Here is an 18,408-nt window from a genome sequence, read left to right on the forward strand (position 1 = left end):
TCAGGCCACCACTTTCGCGCGGCTGTCGAGCGTCGCGCCTTCGTACACCTGACCGAAGCGATTCGCGAGGAACTGCTGGAGCGACACCTGCTCCTGGCGCACGAACCCGGCTTGCGGCAGACGCTTTTCGCGGAACAGATCGAGCACCGCGCACATGGCGCCGGCCGTGGTGATCTGGATCGCGCTCATGGGCACGCCGCACACCGTCTTCGCGAAGATCTTGCGCGTGAACACTTCCTGCACGAGCTTGCCGTCGCGCATGCCGGTCACGGTCATGAAGATGAGCACGACGTCCTGCTCCGTAGCGGGCACCGAGCGGCGCATGATGGACTTGAGCGTGTCGCGGTCGCTGGACAGGCGCAGGTCTTCGAGCAGGAACTGCATGAGCGCGCGATGACCCGGATAACGCACCGACTTGTAGTCGAGCGACTCGACCTTGCCTGAAAGCGTCTCGCAGAGCGTGCCCAGACCGCCCGAGGTATTGAAGGCCTCGTACTCCACACCGTCGAGCGAAAAATGCTCGAGGCCTTCGAGCGGCTGCACCCACTGCGTGCGGCCTTCGCGGATCGCTTCGCACGGCTGGCAGTACTCGTTGATGAGACCGTCCACGCTCCACGTGAGGTTGTACTTGAGCGCGTTGGTGGGGAACTGCGGCAGCGCGCCCACGCGCATCTTGACGTCGCGGATCTCGGTGAAGCGGCTCGCGAGCGCATGCGCCGCAATGCCGATGAAACCGGGCGCGAGACCACACTGCGGCATGAAGACATGCTCGGCACCCTCGGCCAGCGCGCGGATCGCGTGGGTCGCGCGCACGTCCTCGGTCAGGTCGAAGTAATGGACGCCCGCGCCCTTCGCCGCCGAGGCGACGTTCACCGCCAGGTAATACGGCAGCGCGTTGATCAGCACGTCGTAGCCTTCCAGCGCGCCGCGCAGCGCGGCGGCGTCGCCAGAATCGACACGTGCGGTGGGGATGCCCTGCGCCGCGAGCGGCTCGAGCGCCTTCGCGTCGCGGTCGAACGCCGCGACTTCGTAGTCGCCGCTCTCGCGCAGCATATGGGCAATGGTGTGGCCGATCAGGCCGGCGCCTGCAATCGCAACTTTCATGTGTCATCTCCTTTGGTTTTCTATGCTTGGGGATGGGCAGCGCCCGCTCAAACACAGTCTAGGGAGAGACAAATACGGTTCATAGACGCAAAACGATGCGTTTCGACCGCGATTTTCGTCATTATGACGATCGGTTTCGTCGAAATGACGAAATCATTCCATTTCGATGGCGAGTGCCTCGTCGTTCGGCCCGTATTTCGGCCCGCGGTTCAGCCCTCGATTCAGCCTGTCACCGAGCCGCGATCGACCTTGCGCGCGAGCACGATCGACGTGGTGGTGCGCTCCACACCGGGCATGCCGCCAATCTGGTCGAGCAGATCGTTGAGGCGGTCGGGTGAATCGGCGCGCAGCCACGCCACGTAGTCGTACTCGCCGCTCACCGCGCACAGCAACTGCACTTCGGGCATCTTGCCGAGGCGCTTTTGCACATCGGGTCCATGGCGCGGCGCGATGATGAGCCCGACCCACGCCTGCAGGCTCGCGTCGAGCACGTCCTGACCCAGGCGCACGCCGTAGCCGGCGATCACCTGTGTGCGTTCGAGACGCTCGATGCGCGCAAGCACCGTGGTGCGCGCGACGCCCAGGCGCCGTGCGAGATTCGCGACGCTTTCGCGCGCGTTTTCCTGCAGCAGCGCGACGAGGCTGCGATCGAGGTCGTCGAGTTGATCGAGGCGCGGAGGTCTCATCGGGCGGCGGTCTGGATGGGAAGTCTGAACGGCGTCATTATCGCGCGCGGGTTAGCGCGGCGGGCGGCGGTCGCGGCGCGCAAGCCATGCGCGACGGGTATTTCCACGCGTTTCGTTTGTAAGCAAGTGTCGCAGCCGGGGCGTGGCGAAGGGAGAACGTGGTACTAATAACGCCTGCAGCCATTCTGGCCATGCTACCCGCTACGAAATGATTCAAGGAGTCACAATGAAGAAAGCTTTCGTCATCCTTGCCGCCTCGCTCTCGATGAGCGGCGCGTTCGCGCAAAGCGCCGCGCCGGCCGCTTCGGCAACCGCCGCGGCCGCGTCGAGCGCCGACGTGCGCGCCGCGCAGCATCAGCAGCGTGTCGAGGAGCGCATCACGTGGCTGCATACGCAACTCAAGATCACGCCCGAGCAAGAGCCGCAATGGAAGACCTTCGCCGACGTCATGCGCAGCAACGGCGAGACCATGGCGAATCTCTTCAAGCAGCGTGCGGAGAGCGAAAGCTCACGCAACGCGCTCGACGACATGAAGCAGTACGCGCAGATCGCCCAGGCGCACGCGGACGACATGCAGAAGCTCGTCTCGGCGTTCGAGCCGCTCTATACCAGCCTCTCGCCGGAACAGAAGAAGCTCGCCGATCAGTCCTTCCGCCACGGCAATGAGCACGGCCCGTCAGGCAACCCGAGCCATCCGAAGCACAAGGGCAAGGCGAAGCCGTCCGCAGGCGCCGCAGCCAGCGACACCGAAGCGGCCAGCACGCCGGCCGCGCAGTAAGACGGAGTCACCCGCCAGTCGGGCCGCGCTCCCATGCGTGCGCGACGGCCCGATCCAGGGTACCCTTGCGGACCGCGCGACGGCCGGGCAGTTTCGCCCGGCCGTTGCTACTTTGAAAGCCGTTTTTTGTGAAGCAGGTCCGCTGCTGCCGCCATGATTGAACTGACCCAACTCGACCTGCGTGTCGACCCCGCCGCACAGCGCGTCGTCAAGGACGAAACCGTGAGCGTCGAGTTCGCAGCCCTTGCCGGCGAGCTGATGAGCCTCGAAGGCCCGAACCGCTATGCGCCGGGCGACGCGATCATCACCGGTTCGACCGGCGATCGCTGGGTCGTCTCGCGCGATCGATTCGATGCGAAGTACCTGCCGGCGAGCGATACCCTCGCCCACGGCGACTCAGGCGCGTATCGCAACCGCCAAGTCGTGGTGCTCGCAAGGCGCATGGACGAGCCGTTCACGCTCGTGCGTTCGGCCGGCGGCGACCGGCTCGGCGGCGTGGCCGGCGACTGGGTCATGCAGTACGCGCCCGGCGACTATGGCGTCGTGCAGGCCGCACGCTTCGCCAAAGTCTACAAGCTCGCCGACTAAGTCCCAGCGCAACGCTGAGCGGGCGCGCTGCGCCCATCGCTTCAAGCACACGCTTTACGCAAATTCTTCGTCCAGCGCGATCGTCACCTCGCGCGGCACGTCTTCTCCCTTCGCGTGCTGTTCCTCGAGCGATTCGATCGTCGCCTCCACGTAGGCGCGCAACACCGCGAAGCTGCGACCGCGCAGCCGCGGCGGCAGTGCGCGATAGCGTGCGAGCGCGGCGGGCGCGATGGCGACCGTGAGCGCCATGCGGCGCGCCTTCGAGCCGAAGCGCATCGCCACCCAGTGCACGACTAGTTGCGGCACGCCGTTCTCGTTCGGCTCTTCGGCAAAGCGCGTCTGCTCGGGAAAGATGTCGGCGATCACGCGGGCGAGCTCGTCGAAATCGGGGCTCACGCATTCAAACAGATAGGCTTCCATTGACGCCAGAAAAAAGAGTGAGACGCGCGCACTCACGCCGCGCGTGCGACGCGCCGCTGCTGGCGGCACGTCCTGAAAAGCACGACGGCGACCACCACAGCCGCCACCACGTACAAACCATCCACGGCCACGAGCGGCACGAGTTGCGCCTGGTACATCGCGGCAGGCACGTCGATGAGTGCGTGCACGAGGATTGCGAGCGGCAAAATCCCCTTCCATCCCGCGCGCAGGCCGCGCCACATCAGCACCGACAAGGCAATCTGAAACACGAACGCGGCCGTGCGCTCTAGCGCGAACACGCCCGCGAAAAGCGGCGAAAGGCTAGCGAGAATCAGATGCACGCGCAAGACCGAGTCCATCGTGAGATTGGACAGATGCTCGTCGAGATCGCCGCGATTCGCGAGCACCGCGAACACGATCCACTGCAGTTGCACGAGCACGCCGACGAACCACGCCTCCGCACCCGCATGGCCGATGCCGTAGCCGAACGCCGCGCCGTCAGTGGGGGCGTTGGGCTTGCGTGCGCCGCGGCGCGCGATGAGCCGCATGGCGATATAGCGCCCGACCTCCTCGCACACGCCCGCGGCGAGCGCCCCGTACAGCACGAAGAAAACGGGATTCGAAAGCACCTGCGCGACGGCGGCGTTGCCGTGCAGCATGTAGTCGTTGATGGCGCGCTCGATCACAGTCGCGAACAACGCGAAGATGGCGACGCCCGTGATCGTATCGCGCCAGTCGAGCGCGAACGGCACGCGTAGCCGGCGATACAGCGATACGGGCAAGGCGGCGACGAACAGCGTCGCGAGCGAGAGGCAGACGAGCGTGATCGGAGCTACGGACATGGGCTTCCTTATGACGTTCGGCACGCACGCACGCGCGCCGCAGCCCGAATGATCGCAGATATCGGCGCCTGCGCGCAGCCCTGGCTGCACGAGAGACCCGCAATTGCGCCGTCGTCACCCCAGCGTCGACGCCCTCACCACCAGTTCGCCCTCGAACGCCGCCGCGCGTGCCCTGGGCGCCGCGCCCTCGATGCGCTCGTGCAGAAACTCCACCGCACGATAGCCGATCTCGCGCGTCGGCTGGCGGATCGTCGTAATGCCGGCAAGTTCGGCCCACTCCGGATCGTCGATGGCAAGGAGCGCCACGCGCTGCTGCCACTGCGCGCCGAGCGCCGCTTTTAGGTGCAAGGCGAGGCGCAGCGCCACCGGCGCGTTGGCCGCAAACAACGCGCACCGCGCATCGCGCGCGAGCGCCTGGGCCACGTGGGTGTCGAGCGCCACGAGCGCGGCTTGCACGGCGGCTTCGTCGTGGAGATCGAGCACATGCGTGAGACCGCGCGCCGCGCCCTTCGTCGCCTGCATCGATTCGCGAAACGCCGCTTCGCGCTCGCGCCGCGAACTCACCTGCTCGAACGGCTGTACGACGAACACGATGTCGTCGTAGCCGTGCGCAAGCAGATGCTCCGTGCCGAGGCGCACGGCCGCCGCGTTGTCGAGACCGACCATGTCCGCATCCAGGCCGTCGACGGTACGGTCGATCAGCACGGCCGGAATGCCGCCGCTGCCCACGGGTTTCAACATCGATTCACGCACGCCGAGTGCGTTGACGATCACGCCTTCCACGCGATACGTGGTGAGCAGTTGGAGATAGCGGCGCTCCATATCGATTTCGTTCGCCGCGTGGCAGATGAGCGGCATGTAGCCGAGCGCGTGACACGCCTCCTCCACGCCCTGCAGAATCTCCACCGAATAGGGATTGGCGAGATCGGCGATCAGCAGGCCGAGCAGACGGTTGCGGCCGCGCTTGAGCCCGCGCGCCATCTGATTGGGGCGATAGTCGAGCCGCTCGATCGCCGCCTCGATGCGCGCGCGCAGGTCGGGCGACAGCACGCCCAGCTCGCCGTTCAGATAGCGCGAAATACTGGTCTTGCCGGTGCCGGCTTCACGCGCCACGTCGCTAATGGTCGCGCGGCGCGGCGCCGTGGCCGCTGCGCCCGTTTCCGCGTGATCGTCGCGATCCGCGCCGTCCGCAGCCATGCTCATCGCGCGAGCACGTCGCGATTGACGATGTTCACGTCGAGCGTGCCAGCGAGCGCGGCGACGAGGTTCTGCGCTGCGCAGCGCGCCATCGCGTGACGCGTCTCGTGCGTGGCCGAGCCGATGTGCGGCAGCGCCACCACGTTCGGCATGCGCAGCAGTGGCGACGCGGGATCGATCGGCTCGCGCTCGAACACGTCGAGGCCCGCGCCGTGGATCGTGCCCGCTTCGAGCGCCGCGATCAGCGCCTTTTCGTCGACGGTCGCGCCGCGCGAGGCGTTGATGAGAATCGCGCTCTTCTTCATCTTTTTCAGCTGCTCTGCGCCGATCAGATGGCGCGTGGCGTCGGTGAGCGGCACCTGGAGGCACACGAAGTCCGCGCTGGCGAGCAGTTCGTCGAGTTCGACACGGCGCGCGCCATAGTTGCGTTCGGCCGCTTCGTTCGGGCTGCGGTTCGTGTAGAGCACCTTCATGTTGAAACCGAGCGCCGCGCGCCGCGCCACGGCGCCGCCGATCCGCCCGAGCCCCACGATGCCGAGCGTCTTGCCCTGCACGTCCACGCCGAATTGCGCCGGGCCGATGCTGCCCTTCCAGTGACCCGCCTTGACCCAGTCGGCCAGTTCGACCACGCGTCGCGCGCTCGCGAGGATGAGCGAGAAGACGGTGTCGGCCGTCGATTCGGTCAGCACGTCGGGCGTGTGGGCGAGCACGATGCCGCGCTTCGTGAGATCGGGCACGTCGAACTGGTCGTAGCCCACGGAGATCGTGGAGATCGCCTTCACGCGCGAACCGTCCAGCATCGCCGGTGTGATCTTCACGCTCGCGCCGATCGCGCCGTCGGCGTCTTTCAGCGCGGCGGCGAGTGCGCCGGGCTGGTCGGCATCGACCTCGATCACTTCGGCATGCTCGCGCAGATAGTCGGCGACATCGGCGGGCAAGGCTTTGTAGACTACGATTTTCGGCTTCATAAGTGCGCTAGAAAAGAGGGTTATTTTCCGTGAGCCGGCGATGCATAACCACGGGCGGCGTCGCGCTGCGGTTTGACGGCGAGCGTGAGGCCCACCGCAACGAGCAGCGCCACGCTCATGAACGCATAGGATGCCGCAGGCGAGCCCGTCGCGCCATTCAGATACCCGACCACATAGGAGCCGACGAACGAGCCGAGCGCGCCCATGCTGTTGATCAGCGCCATCGCACCGCCGGCCACGTTCTTCGGCAGCAGTTCCGGCACGATCGCGAAGAACGGGCCATACGGCGCGTACATCGCCGCGCCCGCCACCACGAGCAGCGCGTAGGAGATCCAGAAGTGCGTCGAACCGAGCGCGTAGGAGAGCGCGAAGGCCAGCGCGCCGACCAGCAGGAACGGCCACACGAAGGCGCGGCGATTGTCGAGCTTGTCCGAGGCCCACGAGGCGGCGAGCATCGCGATGGTCGCCGCGAGATACGGCACGGCGGAGAGCCAGCCCGTTTCGACCATACCGAGCGCCGAGCCATTCTTCACGATCGAGGGCAGCCACAGCACGAATCCGTACACGCCGATGCTCCAGCAGAAGTACTGCGCCGAGAGCAGCATCACGGCAGGCGTGCGGAACGCCTCGGCGTAGTTGCGCACCGGCTTGATGGCGGCCTGCTCGGCGCGCATCGCGGCGTCGAGCGCGCGCTTTTCATCGTCGGAGAGCCAGGTGACCTGTGAGGGCTTGTCGCGTACGAGGAACCACCAGCACACGGCCCACACGACAGCCGGCACGCCTTCGGCGATGAACATGTGGCGCCAGCCGAAGGCATGGACCAGGTAGCCCGAAACGACCGACATCCACAGCACCGTGACCGGATTGCCGAGGATCAGGAACGTGTTGGCGCGCGAGCGCTCCTTCTTCGTGAACCAGGTGCTGATGAAGATGAGCATGGCGGGCATCACGGCCGCCTCGACCACGCCGAGCACGAAACGGATCGCCATGAGCGACGGGATGTTCGTGACGACGCCCGTGAGCGCGGCGCAGCCACCCCACAGCACGAGGCTCGCGAACACGAGCGTGCGCACGCTGCGGCGCTCCGCATACATGGCGCCCGGCAGCTGGAAGAAGAAGTAGCCGAGGAAGAACAGCGCGCCGATCAGCGACGAGAGCCCCGGGCTGATACCGAGATCGCGGTTGATGCCGGCGGCCGAGGCGAAGCCGTAGTTGGCGCGGTCGAGATAGGCGAGGCTGTACGTGATGAACACGATCGGCATGATTGCCCACCAGCGGCGCGGTGCGAGCGAGGTTGAGGTCATCGGTGTCTCCAGTTGAATGGGGCTCGGTACCTGACAGTGCCGCCCTCTGGTCTCATGTCACTTGGCGCGCCGCCCTTGGCGTGGCGCCCCTTGTTCCGTTATGCGGCTGTCGCGGCAGCCTGCGTTTGCGCGCCTTCGAGCGCATCGAGCTGCGCGCGCGTCGGCAAACCTTCCGAGTCGCCGATCACCTGGACGGCCAGCGCGCCGATGCGGTTGCCGCGAGCGACGGCCGCAGCAAGCGGGCGTCCTTCGAGCAGCGCGCTCACCACGCCCACGGCGAAGCCATCGCCGGCGCCCACGGTATCGACCACGTGCTCCACGCGCTGCGCGGTGACGCGGCCCTGCTCGCCTTCGGCCGTGGCGTAGTACGCGCCCTCTGCGCCGAGCTTCACGATCACGCCGCGCGCGCCGCGCGCAAGATAGAACTGCGCGATGGCTTCCGGGTCGTCCGAGCCCGTCAGCACGCGGCCTTCGCCGACGCCGGGCAGCACCCAGTCGGCGAAACTCGCGAGTTCGTTGAGCGTGCCGATCATTTCGGCTTGCGAGCCCCAGAGCGTGGGGCGCAGATTCGGGTCGAACGAGATTGTGCGGCCCGCGGCGCGCATCTCGTGTGCAAGCTTGAACGCCAGTTCGCGCGAAGAGGAAGAGATCGCGGGCGCCACGCCGCTCAGGTGCAGATGGCGCGCGCCGAGCACATAGTCGGCCTGATAGTCGCAAGCCGAGAGCTTGCTCGCCGCCGAGCCGCGGCGGAAATATTCGACAGCCGGATCGCTGCCGTCGTCGTTCTTCGACTTGAGCTGGAAGCCGGTCGGAAAGCGCGTGTCGGTGCTCACGCAGCGCGCGTCGATGCCTTCGTGTGCGAGCACGTCGCGCACGAACTGGCCGAACGAATCGGCGCCCACGCGGCTCATCCAGCCCACCTTGAAACCGAGGCGCGCGAGGCCGGTCGCGACATTGAGCTCCGCACCCGCCGCGCGTTTCGTGAAATGCGCGACCTGGGCAAGCGACCCCGGCTCCGTGGCGACGAACATCGCCATTGCTTCGCCGTAGGTGATGACATCGAGTGCTTCGGTCATGAGATGCGCTCCTGATGAATCGGATGGGGAGTCTGGGGCTCGGCTTCGAGGCTTCAAGCGGCGCTCAAGCGGCCGCGAGCCACTCGACGTAATGCGCGGCGGCGGCGTCCACGCGCGCCGGATCGAACGGAAACTCGATGCCGCGCGGGACGTGTGTCGGCAGCAGCGCGAGTGCGGCGCGGCACAGCGTGTCGTCGTCGCCCGGCGCGGCGGCGAAGCGGCGCGCGCCCTCGCCCACCACGGCCTTGCAATGGATGTATTCGACGTACGGCGCGAGCGCGGCGGCGGCGAGCAGCGGCGGCTCGCCCGGCCATTGCCAGTTGCCGATGTCGAATGTCATGCCGATCACGCCCGGCGCACCGCCATCGCGCAGCGCGTTGAAGAGGCCGATGAACTGGTCGAGCTTGCCGCCCTGCTCGAGCTGGCCGTTCTCGACGACGACGCGCGGGCCGTTGCCCGCTGCAACGGCGTCGCCCGTGCGCGCACCCAGTGCTTCGAGCAGGCTCGCGAGGCGCGCCGCGCTGGCGTCGCCCGCGAAACCGCCCAGCTGCAGCTTCACGAAACGCGCACCGAGTGCCCGTCCCGCGGCGACAGCGGCGCCAAGTGCCGCCTCGTCGAGCGCCCCATCCTCGCCATACAGCGCGTCCGGGGTGGACCACACGCGCCACAAACCCTCGTCCGCAAGCGCCGTTCCGAGCGCGCGCAGCGCTTCGGGCTGCGTGTCGGCGTCGTGCATCAGCTCGCGCCGCACCTCGAACGCCTGCGCGCCCGCGCGCCGTGCCGGCCGGCTCCATGCCGCGTGACCGTCACGCCTGATTGCCTGCGCGCCGAACGCGCTTGCCACGATTGCTACTTCCGCCATTGCCGTCTTCCTGTTGCCTGCCGCCGCGCACTTTGCTCTTCTTGGAACCGGTTCCAAATCCAGCCCGAAAAAAAGCGCCTGCGCGCCGGTTGATTAGGGCGGATAGTGCGCGCTAGCCGCTCGGGCCGCCATTCTGGATTGCCCTGGGTCTGGTGGATCAGGCGCCCGGAACATCGGCGAGACACAGTTCCAGGAAGCGCTGCGCGACGCGCGAAGCCGCGCCCGCGTGCGGCACCAGGATCGAGAAGCGCCGCGCGAGCGGTTCCGGGCCAAGGCGGATCTGCCGCAAGGCGCCGTTCTCATGACGCATCGACATGGCCGAAACGAAACCGATGCCCATGCCCGCCCGCACCGCCTCCTTCACGCCCTCCACGCCTGCGATCTCCAGCGCCACGCGCATCGGCACGCCCGCGCGCGCGAACGCGCGCTCGACCACCTGGCGCACGCCGGAGCCATCCTCGCGCAGGACCAGCGGCCACTGCGCGAGCGCTTCCACCGTAATGGCCGGCATCGCTGCGGCCGCCTCCCCTTGCGCGTCGAGCTGCGACGCCAGCGCGTGAGAGCGCGGCACGATCGCGACGATTTCGTCCTCGTGCCAGGGATGCACGGCGGTATCCGGCGGCAACTGCTCGCCCACCGGCCCCTCGATCAGCGCGATATCGACCGCGCCGAGCATGCCCGCGACGTCCGTCGTATTTCCGCTCGACGTTTCGAGCTTGACCTGCGGATAGCAGCCGTGGAATTGCGCCATCAGATACGGCAGCCGGTAGCTCGCGGGCGTGGTGGTCGCGCCGATGCGCAGCGTGCCGCGCTCGAGGCCGCGCAAGGCGTCGCGGTAGGTGAGCGCGTCGCGCCAGGTGTCGCGCAGGCGCGCCGCGTAGCCCGCGAGCTGCTCGCCCGTGGGCGTGAGGCGCACCCCCCGGCCGTCGCGCTGATACAGCGGCTCGCCGATCTCCTCCTGCAGCAGCCGCAACTGGCCCGAGACGGCCGGTTGCGACAAATGCAATGCCAGTGCAGCTCGACTGATATTGAGATGCTCGGCGACGGCAGCGAAAGTTATCAGTTGTTCCGGGGTCATCGTGGAAAACCATCGTGTTGTCCTATATATTACTTCACAAATCACGATTTTTCATATCGATATATCTAAATTAGGATTAGGCCATTCGATAGCGACCTGTTCGCTACCCCATTTTTCGACCGGCTCGCCCGGTAGAGAGGCCGTCATGTCTACACCCAGTCTTGCGCACGCATCGCCGTCCACCCGCGGGCAGATCAACGGCGTACTGTTCGTCGCGCTTTTTGCGGCCGCCGTCACCAGCGTCGCTTCGCTGCCCGCCATCGCCGGGCTCGGCATGAGCCCGCTGATCGTCGGCATCGTCGCGGGCGCGATCTATGGCAATGCGCTGCGCGACGGCATGCCCGAAAGCTGGGCCGCCGGCGTGAACTTCTCCGCGCGCAAGCTGCTGCGCATCGCCGTGGCGTTCTTCGGGCTGCGCGTGAGCCTGCAGGAAATCGCCCAGGTCGGCGTGCCGGGGCTCGTCGAATCGGTCGTGATCGTCGTGAGCACGCTCGTGATCGGCACCTGGGTCGGCATGAAGCTCCTCAAGCTCGACCGCGACACCGCCATTCTCACCGCGGCCGGCAGCGCGATCTGCGGCGCAGCGGCCGTGCTCGCCTTCGAATCCACGCTGCAATCGAAGCCGCACAAGAGCGCCATGGCCGTGGGTAGCGTCGTGCTGTTCGGCACGCTTTCGATGTTCCTCTACCCGGTGCTGTTCCGCGCAGGCTGGCTGCACCTCGATACGCTGGGCGCCGGGCTCTTCTTCGGCGGCACGATTCACGAGGTCGCGCAGGTGGTGGGCGCGGCGAGCAATGTGAGCCCCGAGGCCACGCACATCGCCACCATCGTCAAGATGACGCGCGTCATGCTGCTCGTGCCGGTGCTGCTCGTGCTCGGCGTGTGGCTCAACGGCGCGGCGCGCAGCAAGGCAACGGCCGACGGCCACGCCAGCCACGGCGGCGCGCGCAAGCTCGCGGTGCCCTGGTTCGCGCTCGGCTTCCTCGCGCTCGTGATCGTGAATTCGCTCCACGTGCTGCCCGAAACGGCCACCCACGCGGTCAACACGCTCGACACCTTCGCGCTCACCATGGCGATGACGGCGCTCGGCATCGAAACACGCGTCTCGCAAATCCGCCAGGCCGGTCCGCGCGCGCTGACCGCCGGTTTCATCATCTACCTCTGGCTGGTCGGCGGCGGTCTCGCGATCACCTGGGGCGTGCAGCGCCTGTTCGGATGACCCGGCGCCCAGGGGCCGCGCGCCCCGACCCGATCCCCTGTGCGCCGGCGCTCCCGGCCACCGGCCCCGCCTGCGGCGGGGCTTTTTGCGTTTCTGCGCGCGGCGCCCTTGCGCCATCTCGCGCGCGCACGCCACGCGCGTACCAGGCGCGACCGTTGCGAGCGATACTGTGCGTTGCTGTCCGTTGCGTGGGCAGCGGCCGCGCAGGCCGTGGCGAGCACGGCCATGAACGCAAGGGGACGACCGATGGCATACGAGCTCTATTACTGGGACGGTCTGCAGGGCCGGGGCGAATTCGTGCGGCTCGCGCTGGAGGAGGCGCAGGCGCCCTACGTGGACGTGGCGCGTGGCGAGAAGAAGGACGGCTTCGGCATCGGCGCGATGATGGGCGAACTGGAGAGCGACGAGCCGTATCCGCCTTACGCCCCGCCCTTTCTCAAGGACGGCGACCTGATCGTGCCGCAAACCGCCAATATCCTTTTCTATCTCGGCCCGAAGCTCAAGCTCGCGCCGCGCGACGAGGGCTTGCGCATCGTCGCGAACGGCCTGCAGCTCACGATCGCGGACCTCGTGACCGAGGCGCACGACACGCATCATCCGATCGCAAGCGGCCTCTACTACGAGGACCAGAAAGACGCAGCCAAGGCGCGCTCGGCGGATTTCATCGCGCATCGCATTCCGAAATTCATGAGTTATTTCGAGCGCGTGCTCGCACAGAATCCGGACGGCCCGCGCCACATGGTGGGCAACGCGCCCAGCTATGTCGATCTGTCGATGTTTCAGATCGTCGAGGGTCTGCACTATGCGTTTCCAAAGGCGACGAAGCACTTCGCGGATCACTATCCGCATGTCGTTGCGCTGTGCGACGCCGTGGCGAAACGCCCGAATATCGCCGCCTATCTCGCCTCGGAGCGGCGGCTGCCGTTCAACGAAACGGGCATCTTCCGGCACTACCCCGAACTCGACCGGGCCGTGCGCTGAATGCGCGCGGGCCGTGGAAGGCGTCCGCCGCCGCCCGGTTTCACGCACGAGGCGCGCAGTTGCCGCGCAGTTGCCGCACTGCACCCGTTATGCTTGCCGCCGCACGTCGCGCCGCGCGCACGCGCGGCTTCCTTTCACCCGTAACCTGACCCGCCCGCCGTGCTGTCATTCCTGCTGAAACTGCGCACCCGCGCCCGCGATCTCTTTCGCCTGTCCGACGCCCACACGATGCTGATCTGGTCGGTCATCGTCGGCGTGGCGGGCGCGTTTGCGACCGTGATCTTTCGCGAGGGCATCGCCCATGTGCAAATGCTCTTTACGGGCAGCGAAGGCAGCCTCGTCGAGATGGCGCGCCATCTGCCGTGGCACCGGCGCATCTGGATGCCGGCCGCGGGCGGCTTCATCGCGGGATGCCTGCTGCTGCTCGCGCGACGCAAGGCGCCCAGTAATGGCGGCAAGGCGATCCATGCCGACTACATCGAGGCGGTGGCGATCGGCGACGGCGTCATGCCGGTGGGCACGAGCATCTGGCGCAGCCTCTCGTCGCTCTTCACGATCGCGAGCGGCGGCTCGATCGGCCGCGAAGGCCCGATGGTGCAGCTCGCCGCCCTCGCCGCCTCGCTGATCGGTCGCTGGGTCCACTTCGATCCGCCGCGGCTGCGCCTGCTCGTCGCGTGCGGCGCGGCGGCCGGTATCACCTCGGCGTACAACGCGCCCATCGCCGGCGCCTTCTTCGTGACCGAAATCGTGCTCGGCTCCATCGTGATGGAAAGCTTCGGGCCGATCGTCGTCTCCTCCGTGGTCGCCAATATCACCATGCGCGAGTTCGCGGGCTACAAGCCGCCGTATGAGATGCCCGTGTTCCCGCCCGTGACGGGTGTCGAGGTGCTGCTCTTTGTGGCGCTCGGCCTCCTGTGCGGCGTGCTCGCGCCGCAGTTCCTCATGATGATGGCCACCGCGAAAAAGGGCTTTGGCCGCATCAATGCGCCGCTGCCCGTGCGGCTCGCGCTCGGCGGCCTCGTGGTCGGTATCCTTTCCGTGTGGACGCCCGAGGTGTGGGGCAACGGCTATAGCGTCGTGAACTCCATCCTGCATTCGCCGTGGACCTGGACCGCGCTTGCCACGGTGCTCGTTTTCAAGCTCATCGCGACGGCCGCGACGGTCGGCTCGGGCGCCGTGGGCGGCGTGTTCACGCCGACACTCTTCATGGGCGCCGTGCTCGGCTGCCTGTTCGGCCAGGGCATGCACACGCTCTGGCCCGACGGCACCTCCGCGTCGTACGCCTACGCGATGGTGGGCATGGGCGCGTTTCTCGCAGGCGCGACCCAGGCGCCGCTGATGGCGATCCTGATGATCTTCGAGATGACGCTGAGCTACCAGGTGGTGCTACCGCTCATGCTCTCGTGCGTGGTTGCGTATTTCGTCGCGCGCGCGATCGGCAAGGCGTCGATGTACGAAATCACGTTGCATCGCAACCGTGAGGAGGCCGAGCGCATGCGCCTGCGCATGACGCAGATGCGCGAGCTGGTGCGCCCCGCGCAGACTGTCGTACTGGAGAGCGCCACGGTGCAGGAGATGACGCGCGTGTTCCTCGAATATCCGGTCAAGTATCTCTACGTGACCGACGAGACGGGGCGCTTTCTCGGCGCGGTCGCGCTGGCCGACATCACCTCGGACCTGCTGCAAAAGCGCGACACCGCAAACAGGCACGCCCGCGACTACCTGAAGCCGACGTTCGACGTGCTCACGCCCGACATGCCGCTCGCCGTCGGCCTGCAGCACTTCATGTCGTTCCAGGGCGAACGCCTGCCGGTGGTCGAAAGCACGCGCGAGCCGACGCTCGCCGGCGTGGTGTATAAGACTTCGCTCCTCGACGCCTATCAGCGGATGAACGCGGAGCGGTAGGGCCCGGCCGGCGCGCGAGGCGCGTGGCAAAGCGCAGCGGATTTTCTAGAATCTAGAAGGAAACGCCGCTACGCGGCCCGCGCGGTGCGTCTGCGTACCGACGCGCGCGCAGGAGTCAGCGAGAATCGGCGCGGGGATGACCGGAGCGAAGATGAGCGAACCCTCACTCGAAGCCGTACGCCACGACCATGCGGGCTGGATATTCGTGCACTTGCAGGGCGAACCCTACGACCGGGGCGAGCAGCACGGCAAGTTGCTAGCCACCGAAATCCGCAACGCGATTCGCACCGCGCGCTACCTGGCGAAATGGGACACGGGTGAGGACTTCGACACCTTCATAAACGCGGCGATTGTGCAGTTCGCGCCGCGCCTCGACACCGAATTCGCCGACGAGGTCCAGGGCATCGCCGACGGCGCCGGCCTCAAGTTCGCCGAAGTCCTCGCCTGGAACGGCTACATGGACCTGCTGCAAAGCTGGTGGCCGGTTCATGTCGCAGCGCAGCAGGCGTCCCAGGGGCAAGGCGCGGTGCGCCCATGGCGCGGGCGGCGCGGCCACCACTGCAGCGCCTTCATCGCCACGGGCAGCGCGACGCGCGACGGCCGCATCGTCATGGCGCACAATTCGTGGGACCGCTACGCGGCCGGCGACGCCTTCAACGTCGTGTTCGATATCGTGCCCGACTCGGGGCACCGCATCCTCATGCAGGGCCTGCCCGGCTGCATTTCGAGCCTCACCGACTTCTGGATCAACGGCGCGGGCCTGATGGTGACGGAGACGACCATCTCGAACTTCATCGGTTACCGCGCGAACGGCGCCCCCGAGTTCTATCGCTCGCGCCGGGCGACGCAGTATGCGTCGAGCATAGCGCAATGGTGCGAGATGTTCGCCCAGGCGAACAACGCGGGCTATGTGAACAGCTGGCTTCTCGGCGACACCAAAACGGGCGAGATCGCGCGCTATGAACTGGGCCTGCAGCACGCGGGCTTCGAGAGCACGAAAGACGGCTTCTACAGCGGTTTTAACACGGCCACGGACCTGAAGATCCGCAACCAGGAATGCACCGGCGAAGCCGACGACTACACCGACGTCCGCCGCAACGGCGCGCGCCGCCTGCGCTTCATGCAACTCGCGCAGGAGCACCGCGGCGCCATCGACGCCGAACTCGCCAAGGCGATGATCGCGGACCATCACGACGTCTACCTCGAGCGCAGCGACAACCCGTGCTCGCGCACGATCTGCGGCCATCTCGAACTCGACGACGCGCGCTTCGGCGGCGCGGACCACGGGCCGTTCAACCCATGGGGCGCGAACGACGGCAAGGTGGTCGACAGCGAAATGGCGCGCGATCTGTCGTTCTGGGCGCGCTGGGGCCATCCTTGCGGCCGCCCGTTCGACGCCCAGGCGTTCATGCAGCGCCACCCGCAATGGAACTGGCTCAACGGCTATATGCGCGACCGCCCGTCGTGGCCCTGGACGCGCTTCGAGGCGCTGCGCAGGCCCTCGCCTTAATCCCGCGTAACGGCGGCGCGAGAAAAAAGCACACGCGTTCGAGACGTGTCGGCGCATTTCCTGCCATTATGGTATTTCCGTATGCGCCTCGCGCACATGAGCCGTCCAGGCGGTTTGTGGCGCCGTTGCGTAGCGGCGCGCCGGGCCGCCCCGGCTGGCGCGGCCGCCTGCGCCGCCACCAAGGCTGGCGGACGCGGTACGGCGCTTGCTGCGGCCTGTAGGCCGCATGGAAAGGAGGTCGAGCGATGAAAACCTCGACACTGATGACCACCGTGCTGTTGTCGGCGTCTTGCTTCGCCGCTCCGGTACGCACCGCGCAGGACTCACCGGTCGTCCAGGCCAGCGCGCACATCCCGCTCGCAAGTGGACAGTCCCACGCCTACGACGCCCCCGTGGCGCCCCCCGCCCCCAACGTGCCCGTGACCGCGAACGGTCGGCAACACTGGGAGTACCTCACGCTGCCCAGGTCGCATCGGCTGGACAAGACGCTAAGCCCGGATCTGCACGAACAGACCTGAGCCCGAGCGGTACCCCGGTTGCGAACAAGCGGCAAAGAAAAGTGGCGCATGGGCGGCAAATGAACAGCGCGTGCGCACGCCGCGAGGGCGTGTGAGGCGGATTGTGTATGCTTGAGGCGCGGCGCTAGCGCTGCGCGCCGCAATGCAAACCAGGCGCGAACACAATCTGAACAAAAACCGCACAACAAACGAGACGACGACGCGGACCGCCAACGCCGGCCGCCCGCGCAAAGGACGCCACGCATGTCAGCCTCTCGCATTCCCGACGAACCCATCGACCTGCAATTCGCCGACGTGCTGCGCGAAGTGCGCTGGCCCGCCAACAAGGACGAACTGGTGGACGCCGCGCGCGAGGCCGGCGCCAGCAACGAGGTGCTGGCGATCCTCGACGGCATGCCCGAGCAGGATTATCAGGACGTCGCGTCCGTTACGCGGCTGATCGGCAGCAACTACGGCCCTGGCCTCGGCGCCTGAAGCGCGCGCGTCGCAGGCTGCGTGCTTCCTGGGCTCACGCGTCGCGGCCGAACACGACTCGCGCGAAGAACGTCCCCAGCACGGTTTCGACGACCGGCGTTGTGACGTGCTGCGGATCGGCCGTGGCGAGAAACTGCACCCCATCGCACAGCCCCATCAGCCCGAGCGCGAGCAACTCAGGATCGAGCGGCACCGGCATGCCCACGCGCGCCGCAAATTCTTCGATGTACACGGCAAGACTCTCGCGCTTTTCCTTCATGAATGCGTTGTAGCGCGTGCGAAAGCGCGCGTCGCGCGCGGCCAGCAGCCTGGCTTCCACCCACAGCAGGAAAACCTTGTTGTCCTGCGGCATGCGGCTGTAGTAGGCGAGCACGCGCGCCTCCATCTGCTCGCGCGAGACCTCGGTTTCGAAGATCGCGCGCAGGTCGGTCTGCATGGCTTCGTGATCGCGCCTCAACAATTCCACGAGCAGGTCCGACTTGCCCGAAAAGTTCGAGTAGAACGCGCCGCGCGTGTACCCCGCCGCATGCGCGATGTCCTCGACGCTCGCGCCTACGACCCCTTTTTTCATGAACATGGCCTGTGCAGCGTCGAGCAGACGCTCGCGCGTCTGGTCGCGGCTTTGTTCGCGGGTGAGTCGAATGCGCTTCATGGCGTGGGGCGTCGTTATGTGTCACGGATTGACGCGAGTCTAGCACTGAAACATTCCTCGGATTCAGTTTCGTACTCAGATACAAGGTTGTATTAGAATCCGGTTCATCATCCCAAGTCCGGGTCGGTGCGAGAGCCGCGCCGCGCCCGCGATTCAACGGCGGCGCAACCGGCCCGGCGGTTTTGCGGTCTGCGTGCGCACCCACCCTATCGAGGTCCAGGTGAATCGTTGCGGTCGTGGCGCATC

19 protein-coding genes are annotated in these 18,408 nt (G+C 67.0%); 8 read left to right on the forward strand and 11 right to left on the reverse strand.

Translation table 11 applies throughout. The annotated features are described in order from the left end of the window. Positions 1 to 1,104 (reverse strand): saccharopine dehydrogenase family protein, encoded by a 1,104-nt coding sequence (locus tag M3I56_RS04195; RefSeq protein ID WP_254352689.1) that lies wholly within the window; start codon positions 1,102 to 1,104, stop codon positions 1 to 3. Between the two features lie 221 nt (positions 1,105 to 1,325). Next, a complete protein-coding gene (locus M3I56_RS04200; RefSeq protein WP_028207862.1) occupies positions 1,326 to 1,790 on the reverse strand; it encodes an Lrp/AsnC family transcriptional regulator in 465 nt (154 codons plus the stop codon). A 226-nt stretch (positions 1,791 to 2,016) separates the two neighbouring features. On the opposite strand from M3I56_RS04200, the gene M3I56_RS04205 reads away from it, so the two are divergent. Both M3I56_RS04205 and M3I56_RS04210 read left to right on the forward strand, forming a co-directional pair. Further along, positions 2,017 to 2,568, forward strand: coding sequence for a Spy/CpxP family protein refolding chaperone (locus M3I56_RS04205; RefSeq protein ID WP_254352690.1), 552 nt, complete (start codon positions 2,017 to 2,019; stop codon positions 2,566 to 2,568). A gap of 153 nt (positions 2,569 to 2,721) precedes the next feature. Beyond that, entirely contained in the window at positions 2,722 to 3,156 is a 435-nt protein-coding gene (locus M3I56_RS04210) for a PGDYG domain-containing protein (protein ID WP_254352691.1), read from the forward strand. Between the two features lie 54 nt (positions 3,157 to 3,210). On the opposite strand, the gene M3I56_RS04215 is transcribed toward M3I56_RS04210, so the two are convergent. The 8 genes from M3I56_RS04215 to M3I56_RS04250 all read right to left on the reverse strand — a co-directional run bounded on the left by M3I56_RS04215 (position 3,211) and on the right by M3I56_RS04250 (position 10,903). Continuing rightward, positions 3,211 to 3,576, reverse strand: coding sequence for a DUF3022 domain-containing protein (locus M3I56_RS04215; RefSeq protein ID WP_254352692.1), 366 nt, complete (start codon positions 3,574 to 3,576; stop codon positions 3,211 to 3,213). Positions 3,577 to 3,608: 32 nt separating this feature from the next. Beyond that, positions 3,609 to 4,418, reverse strand: a complete 810-nt coding sequence (locus M3I56_RS04220) for a YhfC family intramembrane metalloprotease (RefSeq protein ID WP_254352693.1) — start codon at positions 4,416 to 4,418, stop codon at positions 3,609 to 3,611. Positions 4,419 to 4,532: 114 nt separating this feature from the next. Continuing rightward, entirely contained in the window at positions 4,533 to 5,615 is a 1,083-nt protein-coding gene (locus M3I56_RS04225) for a LacI family DNA-binding transcriptional regulator (protein ID WP_254352942.1), read from the reverse strand. A 2-nt stretch (positions 5,616 to 5,617) separates the two neighbouring features. Then, on the reverse strand, positions 5,618 to 6,583 hold the full coding sequence (locus M3I56_RS04230) for a D-glycerate dehydrogenase (protein WP_254352694.1): 966 nt from the start codon (positions 6,581 to 6,583) through the stop codon (positions 5,618 to 5,620). 20 nt (positions 6,584 to 6,603) lie between these two features. Beyond that, on the reverse strand, positions 6,604 to 7,887 hold the full coding sequence (locus M3I56_RS04235; protein WP_254352695.1) for an MFS transporter: 1,284 nt from the start codon (positions 7,885 to 7,887) through the stop codon (positions 6,604 to 6,606). A gap of 98 nt (positions 7,888 to 7,985) precedes the next feature. Next, entirely contained in the window at positions 7,986 to 8,963 is a 978-nt protein-coding gene (locus M3I56_RS04240; protein WP_254352696.1) for a sugar kinase, read from the reverse strand. 64 nt (positions 8,964 to 9,027) lie between these two features. After that, positions 9,028 to 9,825 (reverse strand): TIM barrel protein, encoded by a 798-nt coding sequence (locus tag M3I56_RS04245; protein WP_254352697.1) that lies wholly within the window; start codon positions 9,823 to 9,825, stop codon positions 9,028 to 9,030. Between the two features lie 157 nt (positions 9,826 to 9,982). Further along, on the reverse strand, positions 9,983 to 10,903 hold the full coding sequence (locus M3I56_RS04250) for a LysR family transcriptional regulator (RefSeq protein ID WP_254352698.1): 921 nt from the start codon (positions 10,901 to 10,903) through the stop codon (positions 9,983 to 9,985). 145 nt (positions 10,904 to 11,048) lie between these two features. On the opposite strand from M3I56_RS04250, the gene M3I56_RS04255 reads away from it, so the two are divergent. The 6 genes from M3I56_RS04255 (at position 11,049) to M3I56_RS04280 (ending at position 17,510) form a co-directional block, all read left to right on the forward strand. Further along, positions 11,049 to 12,122, forward strand: a complete 1,074-nt coding sequence (locus M3I56_RS04255) for a YeiH family protein (protein ID WP_254352699.1) — start codon at positions 11,049 to 11,051, stop codon at positions 12,120 to 12,122. A gap of 246 nt (positions 12,123 to 12,368) precedes the next feature. Further along, entirely contained in the window at positions 12,369 to 13,103 is a 735-nt protein-coding gene (locus tag M3I56_RS04260) for a glutathione S-transferase (RefSeq protein WP_254352700.1), read from the forward strand. 159 nt (positions 13,104 to 13,262) lie between these two features. Continuing rightward, the gene (locus M3I56_RS04265) at positions 13,263 to 15,008 is read left to right on the forward strand and encodes a ClcB-like voltage-gated chloride channel protein (RefSeq protein ID WP_254352701.1); all 1,746 of its coding nucleotides are present in this window, start codon (positions 13,263 to 13,265) and stop codon (positions 15,006 to 15,008) included. A gap of 151 nt (positions 15,009 to 15,159) precedes the next feature. Then, on the forward strand, positions 15,160 to 16,518 hold the full coding sequence (locus tag M3I56_RS04270; protein ID WP_254352702.1) for a C45 family peptidase: 1,359 nt from the start codon (positions 15,160 to 15,162) through the stop codon (positions 16,516 to 16,518). 245 nt (positions 16,519 to 16,763) lie between these two features. Beyond that, on the forward strand, positions 16,764 to 17,036 hold the full coding sequence (locus tag M3I56_RS04275; RefSeq protein WP_254352703.1) for a hypothetical protein: 273 nt from the start codon (positions 16,764 to 16,766) through the stop codon (positions 17,034 to 17,036). Positions 17,037 to 17,279: 243 nt separating this feature from the next. Further along, positions 17,280 to 17,510, forward strand: coding sequence for a DUF2795 domain-containing protein (locus M3I56_RS04280; RefSeq protein WP_254337638.1), 231 nt, complete (start codon positions 17,280 to 17,282; stop codon positions 17,508 to 17,510). A 34-nt stretch (positions 17,511 to 17,544) separates the two neighbouring features. On the opposite strand, the gene M3I56_RS04285 is transcribed toward M3I56_RS04280, so the two are convergent. After that, positions 17,545 to 18,162 (reverse strand): TetR/AcrR family transcriptional regulator, encoded by a 618-nt coding sequence (locus M3I56_RS04285; protein ID WP_254352704.1) that lies wholly within the window; start codon positions 18,160 to 18,162, stop codon positions 17,545 to 17,547. Between the last annotated feature and the right edge of the window lie 246 nt (positions 18,163 to 18,408).

Origin of the sequence: Paraburkholderia sp. CNPSo 3281 (assembly GCF_024206515.1) — a bacterium.
Taxonomy (GTDB): Bacteria; Pseudomonadota; Gammaproteobacteria; order Burkholderiales; family Burkholderiaceae; genus Paraburkholderia; species Paraburkholderia nodosa.